Origin of the sequence: Phaeovulum veldkampii DSM 11550 (assembly GCF_003034995.1) — a bacterium.
Taxonomy (GTDB): Bacteria; Pseudomonadota; Alphaproteobacteria; order Rhodobacterales; family Rhodobacteraceae; genus Phaeovulum; species Phaeovulum veldkampii.
This window is the reverse complement of sequence record NZ_PZKF01000013.1, coordinates 1-18603: the sequence shown is the minus strand read 5'-3', so window position 1 is coordinate 18603 and position 18603 is coordinate 1. Positions and strand designations below refer to the sequence as shown.

The following is an 18603-nucleotide window of genomic DNA, read 5'->3' as shown; positions in this document are numbered from 1 at the left end:
CAGCGGGCCTATTCTGCGGGCAGGAGGGCCCGATGGACGATCTGCAAGACCGCTATCACTACCGCGTCATTGCCCGCGCGCTGGAGGAGATCGACGCCGCCGGCCCCGGCCTGACGCTGGAGGCGCTGGCCGGGCGTCTGGGGATGAGCCCGGCGCATTTCCAGCGGCTGTTTACGGCTTGGGTTGGCGTGTCGCCGAAGCGCTATCAGCAATATCTGACGCTTGATCTGGCGCGCGAACTGATCGCCCGCCGCCTGCCGCTGGCCGAGGTGGCCGACCGCGCAGGGCTGTCGGGCAGCGGGCGGCTGCACGATCTGTTTCTGCGGTGGGAGGCGATGGCGCCGGGCGATGTGGCGCGCGGCGGCGCGGGGCTGGTGATCGGCTGGGGCTGGTTCCCGTCGCCCTTTGGCGAGGTGCTGGCGATGGGCACCGACCGCGGCCTGTGCGGCATGGCCTTTGCCGCCGAAATCGGGCGTGAGGCAGCCTTTGCCGATCTGGCGGTGCGCTGGCCGGCGGCCACGTTCCGCCATGCCCCCGCGGCGCTGGCACCCTGGGTGCAGGCGGCGCTGGGTGGGCGAGGCGAGGCGGCGTTGCACCTGATCGGCGCGCCGTTCCAGATCAAGGTCTGGGAGGCGCTGCTGGCGATTCCCTCGGGTCACGTCACGACCTATGGCGACATCGCTGCCGCCATAGGCTGCCCCCGTGCGGTGCGCGCCGTGGGCACGGCGGTGGGGCGCAACCCGGTGGCCTGGCTGATCCCTTGCCACCGCGCGCTGCGCAAAACCGGCGCCCTTGGCGGTTATCACTGGGGGCTGCCGGTCAAACGCGCGATGCTGGCCTGGGAGGCGGCGCGCGCCGATGCCATCGCGCCGAAGTGATGGGCGGAAACCTGCCCGCCGGAGGCACGGCATCGCACATTGCGACGATCCTCTGATATAGTCAGTGAGACGCTCCTTTCGGGGCGCAATTGGCATGAGGCGGAATCATGAAGAAACGTATGACACTTGTTCTGGCCACCACGGGCCTGTTCGCCCTGACGGCCTGCACCGATCCTTACGCAACCGGCACCCCGACCGGAACCAGCCCGAACAGCAACACTCAAAGCGGCGCCATCACTGGCGCGCTGTTGGGCGGCGTGTTTGGCGCGACCCGCAAGGGCGACGACAAATTGGCCAAGACGGCCGCCGGCGCGATTGTGGGTGGCATGATCGGCGGCGCGATCGGCGCACGGCTGGATCGGCAGGCCGCCGAACTGCAGCGCGATATCGGCACCGATGGCGTGACCATCGTCAACACCGGCAACGAACTGATCGTGACGATGCCGCAAGATGTTCTGTTCGCCACCGACAGTGCCACGGTGCGGTCTGATCTGCAGCGCGACCTTTACACGCTGGCGGGCAGCCTGAACCGCTATCCCGACACCCGCGTCGAGGTGATCGGGCACACCGACAACACCGGCTCGGCGGGCTACAACCAGGATCTGTCGCAGCGTCGTGCCAATTCGGTGGCCAATGTGCTGATCGGGGCGGGTGTGCCGTCCTATCGCGTCGTGTCTTATGGCCGTGGCGAAGATGCGCCGGTGGCCTCCAACCTGACGCCCGATGGTCGTGCCCAGAACCGTCGGGTGGAGTTTGTGATCCGTCCGACCTCGGGCACCTGACGCAGCCGACCGCAAGGCGTGAAACCAGAAGGCCGGGCTGTATCGCCCGGCCTTTTGCATTGTGCCCCGCCCCCGGTGGTCATAGTTTCTGACCAAAGCGGGGGTGCCATGCCGTTCCAGAAGATCGAAGCGGAAAAACTGTCTCAGGCGGTGGTGCGTCAGATCGAGGCGCTGATTTTGCAGGGTATCCTGCGGCCAGGTGAACGGCTGCCCTCGGAACGTGACCTGTCAGACCGGCTGGGTGTGTCGCGCCCCAGCCTGCGCGAGGCGGTGGCCGAGTTGCAGGCGGCGGGCCTGTTGACCACGCGGGCCGGGGCCGGGATCTATGTGGCCGATGTCATCGGCTCGGTCTTTTCGCCGGGGCTGTTGCGGCTTTTTGCGCGCCACGATACGGCAGTCTTCGACTATCTCGCCTTTCGCCGCGACATGGAGGGACTGGCCGCGGAACGAGCCGCCAGCATCGGGACCGACGCCGACCTGGCGGTCGTGGACCGCGTCTTTGGCCGGATGCAGGCCGCGCAGGACCGCCGCAACCCCACAGACGAAGCGGCGCTGGATGCCGAGTTTCACATGGCGATCATCGAGGCGGGGCACAATGTGATCATGCTGCACATGATGCGGGCGATGTTTGACCTGCTCAGCGAGGGGGTTTTTTACAACCGCTCGGTCATGTTCCGCCAGCGCACCACCCGCGCGGCCCTGCTGGATCAGCACCGCGCGATCAATGCAGGCTTGCAGGCCCGCGACCCGATCGCGGCCCGCGCCGCAGTCGAAGCACATCTGGATTATGTCAGGGCGGCGCTGACCGCGCAGAGGCAGGCCGACCGCAACGAAGCGCTGGCGCAGTTGTGGCTTCAGCACAAGGCGGACAAAGCATAAAAAAACCCGGCCTTGGGGCCGGGTTTTGCAGATCGTGCAGATATTGGCGTCAGTGCAGACGCGTCTCGACCTCGCCGATGGCGGTGTCGATCAGCCCGGCCTTGTCAGACGCGCTCATCTGGCGAGCCAGAACCTCGGCCGCAGCGGCAACCGCGACGGAGACGGCCCGATCCTTGACATCGCGCAGCGCGGCAGCTTCGGCCGACGCGATCTGCTCTTCCGCGGCTTTCAGGCGGCGAGCGATCGAGACCTTGAGTTCGGCCTTGACTTGCTCGGCCGCGGCAACCGCATCGCGCTTTGCAGCGGTAACGATCTGGTCGGCCTGTTCCTGCACGTCCCGGCTCTTGCGTTCATAGCCCGCAAGGATCGACTGGGCCTCGTCGCGCAGCGCGCGCGCCTCTTCCAGCTCGGCGCGGATATTCGCGGCGCGCTTGTCAAGCATCCCCAAGAGGATGCCCGGAACCTTGAAATAGATCAGCGCGCCGATGAAGACGAGAAAGCCGAGCGTGACCACAAAGTCGGTATTGCGCAGCGAGAAGAACGGACCCGAGGCCGCAAAGGCGGGCGAGGCGGCAAAGGCCAGCAGAAGCGAAAGCTTTTTCATCGCATCACCCTTTCAGTCGTGCCGAAACGGCGGCAGCGACAGAACCAGCGTCGGCCTTGCCCCCCAGCGCCGCGACGATGTCGGCGGCGGCTTCGCGGGCGACCGCATCCACAGCTTCCAGTGCACCGGCGCGAATTTCACCGATCCGCTTGGCCGACAGGGCGGCGCGGGCCTCGATCTGTGCGTCGGCTTCGGCGGTGGCGGCATCCAGTTCTTTCTGGATTTCGGCACGGGCCTGCGCCACGATCTTTTGTGCCTCCGACCGGGCATCCGCCAGCGCCTTGTCATAGGCGGCTTCGGCTTCCTTGGCCTTCAGCTTGAATTCCTCGGCTGCGATCAGATCGCCCGAGATGGCGCCCTGGCGATCCGCCAGAACCCCGCTGATGCGCGGCAGCGCGATGCGGGTCAGAATCCACCAGATTGCGCCCAGCGTGACCAGAAGCCAGAAAATCTGGTTCGGGAAAGTGGAGAAATCCAGTTGCGGCATGCCCGCGGATTCAGCCGCATGGGCCGCGCCCTGCGCCGCCCCGTTTGCCGCGTCGTGCGTTTCGTTTGCCATGTCGTCCCCCTGGACCCTTCAAGAAACCGGATGGGCCCCGCAAGGGCCCACCCGACCGCAAGGAAAAGGAAGGATCAGACGGCGAACATCAGCAGAAGCGCGACGAGGAACGAGAAGATCCCGAAGGCTTCGGCAAAGGCGATGCCGATGAACAGCATCGCGGTCTGGCCCGGAGCGGCCGAGGGGTTGCGCAGCGCGCCCGACAGGAAGTTCCCCGCCACGTTGCCCACGCCGATGGCCGCACCACCCATGCCCATGCAGGCAAGGCCAGCACCGATGTAGGCACCCATTTGAACGATATCGCCTTCCATGTTCGTCACTCCTTGAGGTTGGAATTGGCTGAGTAGGTTAAGACGTGCGCCTTAGTGGTGCGGATGCAGGGCATCGCGCAGATAGACGCAGGTCAGGATCGTGAAGACGTAAGCCTGGATAAAGGACACCAGCACTTCGAGGCCATACATCGCGCTGATCGCCACGATCGACAAAGGCGAGATCACGGCGACGGCGGCGAAAGCGGCAAACACCTTGATCACCGCATGGCCCGCCATGACGTTGCCGACAAGACGGATGGAATGGCTGAGCGGGCGCACAAAGTAGGAAATGACCTCAATCACCGCCAGCACCGGGCGCAGGCCCAAGGGGGCCGAGGAAACCCAGAACAGTTCAAGGAAATGCGCGCCATGTTTGATAAAGCCGATCGCCGTGACGGTGCAGAACACCAGCAGCGCCAGAACCGCCGTCACCGCAACATGCGAGGTGGTCGAGAACGACTTGGGCAGCAGGCCCAGAAAGTTCGCGAAGACGATGAACAGGAACAGCGTGAAGATATAGGGGAAGTATTTCAGCCCGTCCTTGCCGGTGACATCGACCACCATCTTGTGGACAAAGCCATAGGCGAGTTCGGCCACCGACTGGGTGCGGGTCGGCACCACAGCGCGACCGCGGGTGCCCCAGACCAGCAGCGCCACGATCGCCAGGACCGTCAGCGCCATCCACAGGGTGGCATTGGTGGGGGTATACCAGTGGATCGGACCCTCCCCGAAGAGCGGTTTCACGATGAACTGGTCCATCGGATGGAACACGAGCCCGCTGCTTGCTTCTTCCGTTGCCACGTCTATCTTCCCTCTTCCCCGGCAGAGTTGTCTGCCTGACGTTCCACGCTCATTTCCTTGGCGGTTCGCAGCATCACCCGCACACCCGCCGCGAGGCCAAGAAGGGTGAACAGCATCATGAACAGGGGCAATGTGCCAAACAGCGCATCCAGCCCGTATCCGATGCCGAAGCCTATCCCCAGCCCCGAAACCAGTTCTATCACCATTCGCCAGCCCATATTGGCCTTGGCAAAGGCTCCGTCCGTGCGTGTCTCAGGCTCCAGCGCCTTCTTCGCCTCTGACAGCCGTGCCTCAAGCTGCTTCAGCCGCTCGGGATCGGGTCCGTCAGATGGGTCGATGGGCATGGGTCGTGTCCCCGCACATAGTCGCAGGTTTCCTAAGCGGCACCGCCCCCTGAGTCAAGCGCCGATCCAGCCCGGATCGAATTGTATAAATCAAATCAAAACAGTGGCTTGTAGATAGGCCTTTTGGGGCTGTCGGGCGCCGGGGCCGGTTAAGGCGCGGATCCGGCGGCAAAGTCATATTCAACCGGATGGTTGACGATCTGTCGCGCCTGCCGCAACACTCGGCCATGACCGCGCGCTGCCCCCCCGATCTTGACGCCATCTTTGCCGCCCTTGCCGACCCGACGCGGCGGGCGATCCTGACCATGTTGCTGGAGGATGACATGGCGGTGACCGATGTGGCGGCGCCGTTTTCAATGTCGCTTGCAGCGATTTCCAAGCATCTGGGCATCCTGGCCGAAGCCGGGCTGATCGCGCAGGAAAAGCGCGGGCGGCTGAAATGGTGCAAGCTTGACCCCGATGCGATGCGCGCCGCCTCGGTCTGGATGCAGGGCTTCGGCCAGTTCGACCCGGTCGATCTGGACGCGTTCGAGCGGTTTCTGGAAACCGAACTGGCCGAACATGCCGATGAGCCCCCGCGCCTTGGCTGAAATATGTTTCGGGGGGTGATGGGATGCGGGCGCGAAGCGGGTAGACCGCCTCCTGACGCAGTCAGAGCCAGTCTGACCGCCCGGTTCCCACCGCATCGGCCACGCTGGCAAAGCCGTCACGCGCCAGTAGCGCGTCCAGCCCCTGCGCGATCTCGGCTGCAAGCCCCAGCCCGCCATAGACCAGTGCGGTATAGAGCTGCACCGCCGCCGCGCCCGCGCGGATCTTGGCGTAGGCCTGTTCGGCACTGGCCACGCCGCCCACACCGATCAGCGGCAGCCGCCCCTCGACCAGCACCGACAGCTGCGCCAGAACGCGGGTCGATTTCTCGAACAGCGGCTGGCCTGACAGCCCTCCGCCCTGCCCGGCATGGGCGCTGCGCAAGCCATCGCGCGACAGGGTGGTGTTGGTGGCGATGATCCCGTCGACCCCGGCGCCCAGCGCAACCTCGGCCACGTCGTCCAGTTCGGCGGGCGAAAGATCGGGGGCGATCTTCAGAAACACCGGCACCGGGCGATCAAGGCCCGCGCGCGCGGCCATCACTCCCGCCAGAAGACCCGCCAGCGCCGCCTTGCCCTGAAGGTCGCGCAGCCGCTCGGTATTGGGCGACGAGACGTTGACGGTGGCGAAATCCACCTGCGCGCCGGCTGCGCGCAGCACGGCGGCGAAATCGGCGGCGCGGTCGGTGCTGTCCTTGTTGGCGCCCAGGTTCAGGCCCACCGGCACGCCACTGGGGCGCCCTGCCAGCCGCGCTGCGATCACCGTGACGCCTTCGTTGTTGAAGCCGAAACGGTTGATCGCCGCGCGATCCTCGGCCAGCCGGAACAGCCGGGGCTTCGGGTTTCCGGGCTGCGGCCGGGGCGTCGCCGCGCCAACCTCCAGAAAGCCGAAGCCCGCGCGCATCAGTGCCGGAACCGCCTCGGCGTTCTTGTCAAAGCCTGCGGCAAGCCCGACCGGGTTGGGCAGGTCCAGCCCCGCGACCCGGCAGGCCAGCCGCGGCGATGTGACCGGGCCGGGGCAGGGCACCAGCCCCGCGCGCAATGCGCGCAGCGACAAGTCATGCGCCAGTTCCGGGTCCATCCGGTGCAATGCGGCAAGGCCCAGACGGTCAATCAGCCTCATACCAATGCCTCGGGAAAGATGTGGCCGGTGGCGCCCAGAGGCAGCGAGCGGTCCCAGACCACCTCAGAGAGCCGCAGCGGGCGGTAAAGGTGCGGGAACAGCGCCCCGCCGCGAGAGGGTTCCCAGCGCAGGGCAGGTCCCAGCGCCTCGGCCTCGAAGGCCACCAGCACCAGATCGCTTTCGGTGGCGAAATGGCGCGCGGCGGTTTCCACCACCTGCGCCGCGGTGGAAAAATGGATGAACCCGTCGGCAAGGTCCACCGGCGCCCCGGAGGTTTCGCCTGCGGCGCGGAAGGCATCCCATTCGGGGCGGCGGAAAATCTTGTAGATCAGCATGGCCCCCTGATGCCTTGTGCTCCGGGATTGGTCAATCCCGTGCTTGGACAGGCAACCTTTGACAGATTGCGCCCCCGGCCGCACAGTGGGGCGATCTGTCACGTCTGTGGAGGGTGTCATGTCTGCGCGCTTTTTGTCTTCGGTCGCTGTTTTGGCGATCTGTGCCGGTCCGGCTGCGGCCGAATACCGGCTGCATGTTCTGCATATCAACGACATGCACAGCCGGATCGAAGCGATCAACAAGTTCGACAGCACCTGTGATGCGGAAACCGAGGCCAAGGGCGAATGCTTTGGCGGCATCGCCCGACTGGCGACCAAGATCACCGACTTGCGCGACAGCCTGACGGCTGCGGGCGAAAACGTGATCGTTCTGGATGCGGGCGACCAGTTTCAGGGCAGTCTGTATTACACCACCTACAAGGGCGCCGAGGTGGCCGAGTTCATGAATGCCATCGGGTTCGACGCGATGGCGGTGGGCAACCACGAATTCGACGACGGCCCCGAGGGGCTGGAGGGGCTGATCGGCAAGGTGAATTTTCCGATCGTGTCGGGCAACCTCGATCTGTCGCGCTCGGCCCTGCTGAAGGGCAAGGTTGCCGATCATACGGTTATCGAGGTGGGGGGCGAAAAGATCGGCATCGTCTCGGCCTTGGCGACCGATACGGTCGATACCGCCAGCCCCGGCCCCGACGTGATCTTTCAGGATGAAATCGACGCGCTGTCTGCCGACGTGGCCACGCTGGAGGCCGAAGGGGTGACCAAGATCATCGCCCTGACCCATGTGGGCTATAAAAAGGATCAGGACATTGCGGCGGCGGTGCCGGGGCTGGATGCCGTGGTGGGCGGGCATTCGCACACCTATCTTTCGGCCTCCGATCCCGACCGGGAGGGGGCCTATCCGACCTGGGTCGATACCGGTAATGGCAGCATGGTGCCGGTGGTGCAGGCCTATGCCTATTCGAAATACCTCGGCCATCTGGAACTGATCTTTGACGATGCGGGCACGTTGATCCATGCCGGGGGGGATACGATCCTGCTGGATGCCTCGGTCACACCCGACCCGCAGATTGCGGCGCGGGTCAGGGAAATGGGTGCCCCGATCGAGGCGCTGAAAACCAAGGTGGTGGCGGCGGCCTCGGCCGATATCGACGGCAGCCGCAACAGTTGCCGTGCGGTGGAATGCCAGATGGGCAACCTGGTGGCCGAGGCGATGCTGGACCGGGTCAAGGATCAGGGCGTGACAATCGCAATCCAGAACGGCGGCGGCCTGCGGGCCTCGATCGAGGCGGGCGAGGTGACGATGGGCGAGGTGTTGACGGTGCTGCCGTTCCAGAACACGCTGTCTACCTTTCAGGCCACCGGCGAAACCATTGTGAAGGCGCTGGAAAACGGCGTCAGCCAGTATGACGAGGCCGCGGGCCGGTTTGCTCAGGTGGCGGGGCTGAAATACAGCTTTGATCCCGCGGCGCCGGTTGGGGCGCGGGTGTCCGATGTGCTGGTCGCCGACGGCGGAGCCTGGGTGCCGATCGAGCCGGGCAGGGTCTATGGCGTTGTCACCAACAACTATGTGCGGATGGGCGGTGATGGCTACCGCATGTTCGCAGCCGACGGGATGAATGCCTATGACTTCGGCCCCGATCTGGCCGATGTGACTGCCGAATACATGGCCAGGCTGGGCGCCTATGCGCCCTTCACCGACGGCCGCATCATGCGCAAGTAAGCCTCAGCCCTCGGCGGCCAGCAGGTCGGCCCAACCGGGGGCGAGGCCCCCCATCTCGATGATCAGCGCACCATCTTTGCCGGTGGCGCGCACTGTTTCGCCGTCGGCCCGCACCGCGGCGATATGGTCGGACCGCAGGTGCAGCTCCAGCCCCGGATCAAGCACGTTCATCCACGGCCCATAGGGCACCACCTTGTGGATCAGCCCTGCGAAGCTGCCGGTGCAGCCGCGGTTGCCGACCCGGAAACTGACCGGCACGCCCGCCTCGGCGGCGGCCTTCATCAGCCGTTCCGCTGCACCTGCGGGCAGTTCCCGGCCAATGGCCGGTGCCGCCACGGGGGCCGGGCGTGGGCAGGCCGGAGGCAGCGCGTCAGACTGCTCGGGCAGGGCGAGGGCGGCTACCATTGCGGCCCATCCGGTCGCGTCCTGACCTTCCATCAGAAACACCTTGTGGACCGAATCCCCCGCCGCATCAAAGACCTGAAGGCTGTGACGGGTGCCGCCCGACACCTCGCGTGCCATCGCAAAGCCCTGCACCCAATGTTCGGGCCGGATTTCCAGCGCCACGCGGTTGTCAGAACCGCCATAGCGGCCGGTCTTTTCAATCACGCAACTGTCGTTGCGGGTCAGCCCCATCAGATCGCCGAAAGCCGCCAGCGGCGGCAGCAACCGGTCGGGTGCGGCCACGATCCGGGTGATTTCGGTGTCGTCGTGCCGGCCCACATGGGCGGCCAGCAGGTCGGCCTCGGTGATGCCGTGATGGGTGGCAAAGTCGCGTTCGCGCGCGGTGGTGTTTTCGGCGCGCGCGGCGCGGATTTCGGCGGGGCTGGGGCGGGGCATGACGGTCCTTTCCTTCGATGCCCGGACTTTAGGCAGCTTTGCCCGAAGGGCAAGCCTCAGCGGTTGCCCTCGGGCGGGTCGCGCAGGGCAGGGGGCACCATCATGCAGGGCCCCTCTCCCGCGCAGCCCGAACAGCCGGGGCAGCCTGATTTGCGGTGATAGACCCGACGAACCAGAAAGATCAGCGCCGCCAGCACGACCAGCCCGATCAGGACATATTCGGGGGTGCTGATCCCGGCCTCGGCCGCCAGATCGAGGGTGGGGGTGGTTGGGGTCATTGCCGGTCCTCCATCTGCGGGCGAATTTGTGGCCCGCGGGCGGGGCTGCGGCGCAGCGTGGGCTTGGGCAGCCCCACCACCAGCAACAGCCCCAGTGCTGTAACATAGACAGCCGTCATCATCTGCAACCCGGTCAGGTCAAGCATCGTGCCCAGCGTGAACACCGCACTGGCCACCGCCAGCCCGAGGATCGTGGGAAACACGATCGAAAAGGCCATCCAGCGATAGCTGTCGGTCTGAATCCTGACCATGATCACGGTGGCAAGGCAGGGCGGATACAGGGCGAAAAACAGCATGATCGCCACCGCCGTCAGCGCGGTATAGCCCTGATCCGCACGCTCGGCGCCCATGCGCTGTTCCAGCGTGGTATTCTCGCCCTCGTCTTGTTCGAACAGCACGCCCAGCGTGGCCACACTGCTTTCGCGCGCCGCGAATGACGCCAGAAGCGCCACATTGATCTTCCAGTCGAAATCGGCAAATTGCGTCACCGGTTCCAGCCCGCGGCCGATCTGGCCCAGCAGGCTGGTTTCGATCTTTTCCTGCCTGATCTCTCGGCGCAGCGTCTTGCGGGCGTCGGCCAGTTGTTTCAGCGCACGGCCCGCCGCGCGGGTATCGGCATCGCCGCCGCGGGCGAGGAAAGGCGCAAATTCGGGATGCGCGCCCAGATATTTTGCATCGACCTTGTCTGAGGCCACCTGACCTTGGGCGTTCAGCTTGGCGGCCCGGTAATCGGTATAGACATTGACCAGTTCGACCAGACGGGCCGGATCATCGACCACGGTGCGATGCGGGTTTTCGCCCATCGCGGCATAGAACTGTGTGATCGCCGTTTCGGCGCGAGTCTGATACTGCGCCTGCCGGTCGGGGGCGACGCCGGGGAATTGCAGCAGGAAGTAAATCACCACCGCAATTGCCAGAACAGTGGTGCCGACCTTCTGGATATACATCCAGGTCCGGTCCAGCGCGCGGCGCAGAACACCTGAAACGGTGGGCAGATGGTAATGCGGCAGTTCCATGACAAAGGGCGCGGTTTCTTCCTTGCGCAGCACCGACACGGTCAACAGTTTGGCTACCAGTAGCGCCGCGATGACGGTGATGGTGGACAGATAGAACAGCATCAGCCCCTTGGACTGCGGGAAGTAGATGTTGATCAACAGTGTGTAGAGCGGAATTTTCGCCATGCAGTTCATGAACGGCACGGTCAGGATGGTGGCCATCCGTGCCCGGTGGTCGGGGATACCCTTGGTCGCCATCACGCCGGGCACCGCGCAACCGCCCGCAAAGACGCCCGCCAGAATGAACGGCAGGGTCGATTGCCCGTGCAGGCCAAAGCGATGCAGAACCCGGTCAAGGATAAAGGCGATCCGCGCCATGTAGCCCGAATCCTCCAGCATCGCGATCAGCGCGAACAGGATCAGGAAGATCGGCACATAGTTCAGCAGCGTATTGGCCGAATCCACCAGCCAAAGCCCCAGCGCGCGGCTCTGCGGGTCATACAGAAAGCCCGCGTCAGGCAGCAGGTCGGCGGCAAGGTTGCGCAGGCCCGCCAGAAAGGGCCATGTGACCTTGGTCAGTTCATAGCCCTGCACGATCGACAATTGATAGATCACCCAGATCGAGGCGGTCAGGAACAGCGGCGCCAGCCAGCGGTTCAGCAGGAACCGGTCGATGCGTTCGGACAGCGGCACATGGCCCGCCTTGGTATCGGTGATGCAGGTCGCCACGATCTCGCCGGCGAGTTGGTCGCGTGCGGCGCTGATCGTGTCACCCGCGCTGCGGCCGTGCCGCGCCTCATGTGCCGCGCGGGCCTGTTGCGCGCGTGCCAGCAGGTCTGGGGTATCGGGCAGGCGGTCGGTCAGCAGACGCTCGGCCTCGGCGTCTTGCTCCAGCAGTTTCACCGCCAGCCAGCGCGCGGACAAGCCTGCCAGCGCTGGCTGGTCGGCGAGGGCTGCTTGAATCTCGGCCACAGCGGGCTCCAGCAGGCCATAATTCAAGCTGGCCCCGCCCCGGCGCGGGGCTGCGGCGGCGCCCAGGATGGCGGCGCGCAGCGCCTCGGCGCCCTCGCCCTTGCGGCCGATCACCGGCACCACCGGCACGCACAGCCGGGTTTCCAACGCGGCCAGATCAATCTCCAGCCCGCGCCGGGCGGCCATGTCCATCATGTTCAGCACGATGATGGTGGGAAAGCCCAGTTCCAGAAGCTGAAAGGTCAGGTAAAGCCCGCGCCGCAGGTTCGAGGCGTCAAGCACATTGACGACCACATCGGGGGCTTCGGCCAGCAGATAGCTGCGGGCCACGCGCTCCTCCAGCGAAAAGGCGGTCAGCGAATAGGTGCCGGGCAGGTCCACCACCTCGACGCGGGTCGCCCCGTCGCGGTAGCTGCCGGTCTTTTTGTCAACGGTCACGCCGGGATAGTTGGCGACATGCTGCGCCATGCCGGTCAGCAGGTTGAACAGCGTGGACTTGCCGGCGTTTTGCTGGCCCGCAAGGGCCACGTGCAAGGTCGCGGGGCGGTCAGGCGTGTTCAATCTCGACCTCCACCTGTGCCGCCTCGCGGCGGCGCAGCACGATGAAGGTGTCGCCCACCCGGACCTCGATCGGGTCGCGCAGCGGGGCGGCCCGGATCACGGTAATCTCGCGGTCGGGCTGCATTCCCAGATCCAGCAGCCGCTGGCGCACCGCGCCGCAGCCGCACAGCCGGCGGATGCGACAGGTGGTGCCGGGGCGGGTGTCGTTCAGGCTGTGACCGGCGTGGCAGGTGCCACAGCCGGGCATCGGGCGGGGGGCGCCGCCCTGCGACAGATGCGGATCGTCAAGGCACAGATGCTGCGGCGTACAGGCGCCATGCCCCCCGCCCCGCCGCGCCCGCCAGCCACGCCCCCAGCCGCCACCCCAGCCCCGTTCAGCAAAAAATCCGCGCTTCATGTCACTCTCCTGCCGTGGGGCCGGGTTGGCCGAGGGGCGCCCCTTGCGGGGCTGCCCCGGTTCTCAGTTAAGATCGTAGGCGCGGACCCAGATGACCGCATCCTGACTCAGTTCCTTGCCCTCGTGTTCGGTGTCGGGGCCGACGCCCAGCGCGGCAAAACCCCAGAAACCCGCGCGCGGGATGCCGAAGGTAAAGACGCCGTCGGCATCGGTCACCGCCACGATCGCCCCGCCCGGCATGGGCGACACCGTGGCAGGGCCTGCCGTGTTGGTGGCCATGTCCGGCGCGGCGGCCAGATATTCGATCTCGATTTCTGCCCCAGCCACCGGTTGCCCATCGGACAGCAACTGCCCCGAGAAGGTAGACCCCGCGATGATGTTCGTGGGCTTGTTCAGCGGCACGATTTCCACGGGCAGGCCAAGCGCCTGATCCCAGCCAGTCGGGATGCCGCCCTTGTTCAGGTAGGTCTTGGTGATCTGTTGGATGAATATATCCTCTGACGCCTCATAATAGGGCGCGGGGATCAGGCCCAGAAGATAGTCGCCGTTGCGCTTGACCGGGACCACCGCCTCAAAGCCCAGCGCCTCGTTGCCTGCACCCTTGAAGGTGAAAGGGGTCAGCGCGCCGGTCAGGTCGGTCTTTTCGCCCTTGAAGACGTAAAAGAACGACTCGGGCTGACCCATGTCCATGGCATGACCGTTTTCCATCGGGTGCCAAAAGATCAGCTTGAAGGGCAGATCGGCGGGCTTTTCCAGATTGCTGTCCGGGTTGTAGATCAATTGAAAATGCGCCGCCGCGGGGGTGGCCAGCATCAATGCGATCAGCGCGGCAAGGGGGAAACGAGTCATCCTGGCCCCCTTATTGCGCGATGTCAGTGGAGGGGATCACGATCTGATGGCCCTCGCCACCCTCGAACACCACCGAATAGGGGCCTTCGGGCGCGGTAAATTCAAATTCGCTGTTGCTATCCATCTTGCCGTCAACAATCGCGTTGCCGGTGCCGTCAACAACTTTCATCGCAATGCCCGCAGCCGAGGCGCCATCGGAAAAGCCGCCCTCGCACAGAACGGTTCCGTCGCCATTGCCGTAGCAAGCGCACAGCGGGGTATGGGCAAAGGACGCGCTGCACAAGCTTGCAGCCATGATCGGGGCCAGGGTCAGGGTGCGGAATGCCAGGGGAAGGGTCGGTTTCATGCGGTCCTCGTCGGTTAGGGCAGGTCTGCCCGGTCACTTGCGCGCGACGCCCTGGCTGTAGGCTTGGACCGTGCCGCAACAGGGTCAATGTGACTTACCCGACTTATTTGATCAAGAAACGCCTGCCGCGACATTCTGACCCGCCGCGCCCAAAGCAGGGAAAACCGGAACATTGCGCCGACAGATTGCAAGAAAAAACCGCGGGCAAGGGAAAGCTGCCCGCGGTTTGTGCAAAACGCGAAGGGTCAGTGGCAGCCGCAGCCGCCCCCGCCGCCATGGCTGCCGCCATGACCGCCCCCGCCACAGCAGCCGCCTCCGGCATGGTCGTGATCATGGTCATGATCATGGTCGTCGCCGTGATCATGGCCGCAGCCGCAGCCCGTTTCGGCCACGAAAGAGGCCGGATCGCCCGTCACCGGAAAACCCTTTTCCAGCCATTTGGCCATCCCCTTGGACATGTTGGCGACGCGGTCATAGCCCTGATGCATCAGGAACCATGTCGCGATCCTGCTGCGTTCGCCCATGGTGCATGCCATCACCACATCGCGGTCTTCGGGGATTTCGGGCCAGCGCACCTGAAACTCGCTCATGGGGATGTTCAGCACCTCGCATTCGGCAAAGGCCAGTTCGGCCACCTCGTCGCGTTCGCGCACATCAACCAGAAGCGCCCCATCAAACAGCCGCCCCAGCGCCGAGCGCGGGCACAGCTCTTCTGCCTCGGGCAGATCCTGCTCTACGGTTTCCGTCATATCCCCAAGCCTTCCCCAAATTGCACCCGGCCAACTGGCGCGGGCTTTCCCGTATACTTACAGCATTTCAGCCCGGATGGACGGGCCTTTTACCCGACACCGCCCGGTAGGGGCGTGTCACATCGCGCAGGTCGATGCCCAGACATTCGACCGAGGCTGCGATCGCGCCATCGCCCGCCAGCGTGATCACCACGCGCCCGGTGCCGTCGCTGCCCGGCTCCCACGCCAGATCGAGGATCGACAGCACCGTGTCGGCGTCGCGCCGGTCCAGCCCGAGGCTGGCCACGCCGGTCACATCCGACACGACCAGCAGCGCGCGCACCCGTTCATAGGGGCGCCCCTCCTCTTCGGCCCGGTCTTCCCAGCGAAAGCGGTTCAGCAACAGCGCCAGCCTGCGCCCGCGCCGGTCATAGCGGATCTCGGTGACAGAAAGCACCGCATCCTGAACAAGAGCCGCCAGAACCGTCACGTCTTCGGGCGTCTGGGCGCGCAGCGCCAGCGGCGCCTCGGCGGCATCCTCGAAGCGCGCATCGCGGGTCATTGTTCCGATACCCTTTCGATCGTGGCGCCCACCGCCGACAGCTTTTCCTCGACCCGTTCATAGCCGCGGTCAAGGTGATAGACGCGGCGCACGATGGTTTCGCCCTCTGCCGCCAGCCCCGCCAGAATCAGCGAGACGCTGGCGCGCAGGTCGGTGGCCATCACCGGCGCCCCGCGCAGCCGGGCCACGCCGTGAACCTTGGCCACGCCGCCATGCACGTCGATCTGCGCGCCCATGCGCATCAGTTCGGGGGCGTGCATGAAGCGGTTTTCAAAGATACGCTCTTCCAGCACCGAGGTGCCCTCGGCGGTGCACAACAGCGCCATCATCTGCGCCTGCAGGTCGGTCGGAAAGCCGGGGAACGGTTCGGTGATGACATCGACGGCATTCACCCGCCCGTTGCGGCGGGCGACCTTGAGGCCGGTGGCGGTTTCCTCAACCGAGATTCCCGCCGCGTCGAGTTTTTCGCAAAAGGCGCCAACCAGTTCGATGCGCCCGCCCAGACATTCCACCTCGCCGCCGCAGATCGCGGGGGCCAGCATGTAGGTGCCCAGTTCGATCCGGTCGGTCACGACCGGGTGGGTGGCGCCATGCAGCCGGTCAATGCCCTGAATGGTGATTGTGCCGGTGCCCTCGCCCTCGATCTGCGCGCCCATCGCCCGCAGGCAGCGCGCCAGATCAACGATTTCCGGCTCCCGCGCGGCGTTTTGCAGCACCGTGGTGCCCCGTGCCAGCGTGGCCGCCATCAGCGCATTTTCGGTGGCACCGACCGAGACGATCGGAAAATCGACGACCGCCCCCTTCAGCCCGCCCGGCGCCTTGGCATGCACATAGCCGTCACGGAGTTCCAGTTCTGCCCCCATCGCCTCCAGCGCCTTGAGGTGCAGGTCAACGGGCCGCGCGCCAATGGCGCAGCCCCCCGGCAGCGAAACCACCGCGTGATGATCGCGCGCCAGCATCGGCCCCAACACCAGAATCGAGGCGCGCATCTTGCGCACGATGTCATAATCGGCGCGATGGTTGGTGATCGCATGGGACGACAGCGCCAGCACCTGCCCGCCTTGCAGGCTGGCCACCTCGGCGCCCAGGCTGCCCAGAAGCTGGGTCATGGTGCGGATATCCGACAGTCGCGGCGCATTGGTCAGCGTCAGCGGCTCGTCCGACAGAAGCGTGGCGGGCATCAGCGCCAGGCAGGCGTTCTTGGCGCCCGCGATCGGGATTTGCCCCCGAAGCTCCGAGCCGCCTCTGACGATGATCGAATCCATATGCCTGCCCTATTCCTTGCCCGTAACCCCGCCGGTGGCGTCCGGCCCGTTTGTCTCGTCTTTCGCATCGTCCGCCGCCCCTGCCGCGCGCGCCTGCACGGCCCGCGCCAGCGCCTTGCGCCGCGCCAGATTGGCCCGCAACGCCTCTGCAAGCCGCGCCTCGCGACTGTCGGGCGCTGCGGTCCTGTAGTCTTTTGGGGTGGGGGTCCGGTCCATGCCGCCTTCTGTAGCGCGGTTGCGCAAAAGCGTCCAGATTGCGCTTGCACGGTCCGAAGTTTGCGTCTAAATCCCCGCCACGGTCGCAAGGCCGGTTCGGCGCTGTGGTAGCTCAGTGGTAGAGCACTCCCTTGGTAAGGGAGAGGTCGAGAGTTCAATCCTCTCTCACAGCACCATTTCACTCTTCAGACCCGAAAATCCCCCTAAGAACTTGAAGGGGAATGAGAATTCTGGAGTTTCATACACTCCATTTTGGCTGTATCCATCGCCAGTTGGTCGAGATGGGGCATGACTGCATCGTCGTGGCCCCTTTGTTGATCCCGGTGAAGGCGGGCGACCGGGTGAAGGCCGACCGCCGCGATGCGGTGATGTTGGCAAAGCGGCGTCGGGCTGGAGAACTGACGGCGGTCTGGGTGCCGGATGCGGCGCTCTGCAGGCGATGCGCGATCTGGTCCGGGCACGAGCGACAGCGGTCCGGGTCGCGGGCAAGGCGCGCCCGCATCTGCAGGGGTTTTTGCTGCGGCACAGTCGGGTCTATCCCGGGAAGAAGGGGTGGACAAAGGCCTTCAGGCGCTGGCTCACGACGGTGCGGTTCACGCATCCCGCCCAGCAGATCGTGCTGCAGGATTACATCCATGCGGTGACCGACGCCGAGGCCCGGGTCGAGCGCTTGACCGGCCGGATCGCCGAGCTGCTGCCCATCTGGAGCCTGGCACCGGTGGTCGTGGCGCCGGTGCCCATGCCATAGGTGGCGGTCGTCGTTGCCGTGCCGATGCTGGCTGAGGCAGCCGACACCGTGCCCGTGCCCGAGGCCGTCAGCGTTCTGGAGAACGTCTTGTTGCCGGAGAAGGTCTGTGTGCCTGTCAGGATCGCCAACTCGCTGGAGGTGTTGGGCTGCGTGAAGGTCCGGGTCGTGCCGGTGGTGATCCCGGACAGCGAAAACAGCGCCTTCTTCGGGGAGTGTCTGAACCTCTGTGTATCTGATCGGGCCCACGCGGTTTTCAGATACGGTCAGGCGTCGAAGCGCCCGGCGAACATTATGGCCAGCTGATTGCGGGCCGCAACCCATTCCCGGACGGCGCGGCCGCCCTTTTCGAAGTTGCGGATGGCCAGGAAGATCAGCTTCGTGGCGGCCTCCTCGGTCGGGAACGAGCCCTTGGTCTTCAGCGTTTTCCGCAGCACCCGGTTCAGCGACTCCACGGCGTTGGTCGTATAGATGATCTTCCGGATCGCGGCGCTGAAGGCATAGAACGGGGTGACCTCGGCCCATGCCCGGCGTCAGGCCGGGGCGATGGATGGGTATTTCCCGCCCCATTTATCTTCGAACGCGTCCAGTTGGCGGGCGGCCTCCTCGGCGGTCGGGGCCTCGTAAATCGGGCGCAGATCGGCGGCCGCGGCCTTGCGGTCCTTCCAACTGCAGAAATTCATCGAATGCCGGATCAGGTGAACCGAGCCATGGGAACGCCACTGGTCCGAGTGACCATGGCGAGGGCAGGTCTGGACCGTCGTCTCGGGAAGTCACGCGGCATGCCTGCTTCCTGCTCCTTGAGCATCCCGATAATCTGCGCCTCGGTGACACGGCTCTTTCGCATTCGTCTGCTCCTTCAAGGTTGGGCCGTCGTCGACCTCATCAGGCGCTTGCCATGTGCACCCACCGCTGCCATATCCTAG

The 18603-nt window shown here is 65.4% G+C and carries 23 protein-coding genes, 1 tRNA gene and 2 pseudogenes; 7 read left to right on the top strand and 19 right to left on the bottom strand.

The genetic code is table 11. The annotated features are described in order from the left end of the window. Positions 1-32: 32 nt before the first annotated feature. The 3 genes from C5F46_RS07150 (at position 33) to C5F46_RS07140 (ending at position 2539) form a co-directional block, all read left to right on the top strand. On the top strand, positions 33-878 hold the full coding sequence (locus C5F46_RS07150; RefSeq protein ID WP_107324677.1) for a methylated-DNA--[protein]-cysteine S-methyltransferase: 846 nt from the start codon (positions 33-35) through the stop codon (positions 876-878). 107 nt (positions 879-985) lie between these two features. Beyond that, complete coding sequence (locus tag C5F46_RS07145) at positions 986-1660, top strand: OmpA family protein (protein WP_107324676.1); 675 nt, start codon at positions 986-988, stop codon at positions 1658-1660. 108 nt (positions 1661-1768) lie between these two features. Next, the gene (locus C5F46_RS07140; RefSeq protein ID WP_107324675.1) at positions 1769-2539 is read left to right on the top strand and encodes a FadR/GntR family transcriptional regulator; all 771 of its coding nucleotides are present in this window, start codon (positions 1769-1771) and stop codon (positions 2537-2539) included. Positions 2540-2588: 49 nt separating this feature from the next. Here the strand turns inward: C5F46_RS07140 and C5F46_RS07135 are convergent, their stop codons facing one another. The 5 genes from C5F46_RS07135 to C5F46_RS07115 form a co-directional block, all read right to left on the bottom strand. After that, on the bottom strand, positions 2589-3143 hold the full coding sequence (locus tag C5F46_RS07135; protein ID WP_107324674.1) for a F0F1 ATP synthase subunit B: 555 nt from the start codon (positions 3141-3143) through the stop codon (positions 2589-2591). Between the two features lie 4 nt (positions 3144-3147). Continuing rightward, a complete protein-coding gene (locus C5F46_RS07130; RefSeq protein WP_107324673.1) occupies positions 3148-3702 on the bottom strand; it encodes a F0F1 ATP synthase subunit B' in 555 nt (184 codons plus the stop codon). A gap of 74 nt (positions 3703-3776) precedes the next feature. Further along, positions 3777-4013, bottom strand: coding sequence for a F0F1 ATP synthase subunit C (locus C5F46_RS07125; protein ID WP_107324672.1), 237 nt, complete (start codon positions 4011-4013; stop codon positions 3777-3779). Positions 4014-4064: 51 nt separating this feature from the next. Further along, on the bottom strand, positions 4065-4772 hold the full coding sequence (locus tag C5F46_RS07120) for a F0F1 ATP synthase subunit A (RefSeq protein WP_107324671.1): 708 nt from the start codon (positions 4770-4772) through the stop codon (positions 4065-4067). Between the two features lie 44 nt (positions 4773-4816). Further along, complete coding sequence (locus tag C5F46_RS07115; protein ID WP_107324670.1) at positions 4817-5158, bottom strand: AtpZ/AtpI family protein; 342 nt, start codon at positions 5156-5158, stop codon at positions 4817-4819. Between the two features lie 227 nt (positions 5159-5385). Between C5F46_RS07115 and C5F46_RS07110 the strand changes: the two genes are divergently transcribed. Further along, positions 5386-5748: an ArsR/SmtB family transcription factor gene (locus tag C5F46_RS07110; RefSeq protein WP_107324751.1), complete on the top strand. Its 363-nt coding sequence runs from the start codon at positions 5386-5388 to the stop codon at positions 5746-5748. Positions 5749-5809: 61 nt separating this feature from the next. Here the strand turns inward: C5F46_RS07110 and C5F46_RS07105 are convergent, their stop codons facing one another. Further along, positions 5810-6868, bottom strand: coding sequence for a quinone-dependent dihydroorotate dehydrogenase (locus C5F46_RS07105; RefSeq protein ID WP_107324669.1), 1059 nt, complete (start codon positions 6866-6868; stop codon positions 5810-5812). Further along, positions 6865-7203 carry a DUF952 domain-containing protein gene (locus tag C5F46_RS07100; RefSeq protein WP_107324668.1) on the bottom strand — a complete coding sequence of 113 codons (339 nt, stop codon included), beginning with the start codon at positions 7201-7203 and terminating at the stop codon, positions 6865-6867. The genes C5F46_RS07105 and C5F46_RS07100 overlap by 4 nt, the downstream gene beginning before the upstream one ends. A 118-nt stretch (positions 7204-7321) precedes the next feature. Here C5F46_RS07100 and C5F46_RS07095 point away from each other — a divergent pair, with 118 nt between their 5' ends. Further along, complete coding sequence (locus C5F46_RS07095) at positions 7322-8923, top strand: bifunctional metallophosphatase/5'-nucleotidase (protein WP_107324667.1); 1602 nt, start codon at positions 7322-7324, stop codon at positions 8921-8923. Positions 8924-8926: 3 nt separating this feature from the next. Here the strand turns inward: C5F46_RS07095 and C5F46_RS07090 are convergent, their stop codons facing one another. The 10 genes from C5F46_RS07090 to C5F46_RS07045 form a co-directional block, all read right to left on the bottom strand. Beyond that, positions 8927-9763, bottom strand: a complete 837-nt coding sequence (locus tag C5F46_RS07090; protein ID WP_107324666.1) for a ChuX/HutX family heme-like substrate-binding protein — start codon at positions 9761-9763, stop codon at positions 8927-8929. 56 nt (positions 9764-9819) lie between these two features. Further along, positions 9820-10041, bottom strand: a complete 222-nt coding sequence (locus C5F46_RS07085; protein ID WP_107324665.1) for a FeoB-associated Cys-rich membrane protein — start codon at positions 10039-10041, stop codon at positions 9820-9822. Beyond that, a complete protein-coding gene (gene feoB, locus C5F46_RS07080) occupies positions 10038-12569 on the bottom strand; it encodes a ferrous iron transport protein B (protein ID WP_107324664.1) in 2532 nt (843 codons plus the stop codon). The genes C5F46_RS07085 and feoB overlap by 4 nt, the downstream gene beginning before the upstream one ends. Beyond that, on the bottom strand, positions 12556-12966 hold the full coding sequence (locus C5F46_RS16875) for a FeoA family protein (protein ID WP_210202995.1): 411 nt from the start codon (positions 12964-12966) through the stop codon (positions 12556-12558). Before C5F46_RS16875 ends, feoB begins: the two co-directional genes overlap by 14 nt. Before the next feature lie 63 nt (positions 12967-13029). Beyond that, a complete protein-coding gene (locus tag C5F46_RS07070) occupies positions 13030-13815 on the bottom strand; it encodes a DUF4198 domain-containing protein (protein ID WP_107324663.1) in 786 nt (261 codons plus the stop codon). A gap of 10 nt (positions 13816-13825) precedes the next feature. Further along, positions 13826-14161 carry a hypothetical protein gene (locus C5F46_RS07065; protein ID WP_201161550.1) on the bottom strand — a complete coding sequence of 112 codons (336 nt, stop codon included), beginning with the start codon at positions 14159-14161 and terminating at the stop codon, positions 13826-13828. 245 nt (positions 14162-14406) lie between these two features. Continuing rightward, entirely contained in the window at positions 14407-14910 is a 504-nt protein-coding gene (locus C5F46_RS07060; protein WP_107324662.1) for a rhodanese-like domain-containing protein, read from the bottom strand. A 67-nt stretch (positions 14911-14977) separates the two neighbouring features. Continuing rightward, entirely contained in the window at positions 14978-15451 is a 474-nt protein-coding gene (locus C5F46_RS07055) for a DUF2948 family protein (protein ID WP_107324661.1), read from the bottom strand. Continuing rightward, positions 15448-16716 (bottom strand): UDP-N-acetylglucosamine 1-carboxyvinyltransferase, encoded by a 1269-nt coding sequence (gene murA / locus C5F46_RS07050; RefSeq protein ID WP_107324660.1) that lies wholly within the window; start codon positions 16714-16716, stop codon positions 15448-15450. The genes C5F46_RS07055 and murA overlap by 4 nt, the downstream gene beginning before the upstream one ends. A 9-nt stretch (positions 16717-16725) precedes the next feature. Beyond that, a complete protein-coding gene (locus C5F46_RS07045; protein ID WP_107324659.1) occupies positions 16726-16932 on the bottom strand; it encodes a hypothetical protein in 207 nt (68 codons plus the stop codon). A gap of 101 nt (positions 16933-17033) precedes the next feature. Between C5F46_RS07045 and C5F46_RS07040 the strand changes: the two genes are divergently transcribed. After that, a tRNA-Thr gene (locus tag C5F46_RS07040) sits at positions 17034-17108 on the top strand. Positions 17109-17371: 263 nt separating this feature from the next. Continuing rightward, positions 17372-17680: a hypothetical protein gene (locus tag C5F46_RS16870; protein ID WP_201161551.1), complete on the top strand. Its 309-nt coding sequence runs from the start codon at positions 17372-17374 to the stop codon at positions 17678-17680. Here the strand turns inward: C5F46_RS16870 and C5F46_RS17060 are convergent. Together C5F46_RS17060 and C5F46_RS07025 are read right to left on the bottom strand one after the other, a co-directional pair. Continuing rightward, a pseudogene (locus C5F46_RS17060) lies at positions 17647-17886 on the bottom strand (DUF2793 domain-containing protein); the annotation flags it as partial. The gene C5F46_RS16870 and the pseudogene C5F46_RS17060 overlap by 34 nt on opposite strands. 57 nt (positions 17887-17943) lie before the next feature. Continuing rightward, positions 17944-18447 (bottom strand): annotated as a pseudogene (locus C5F46_RS07025) (transposase); the annotation flags it as partial. Positions 18448-18603 lie beyond the last annotated feature (156 nt).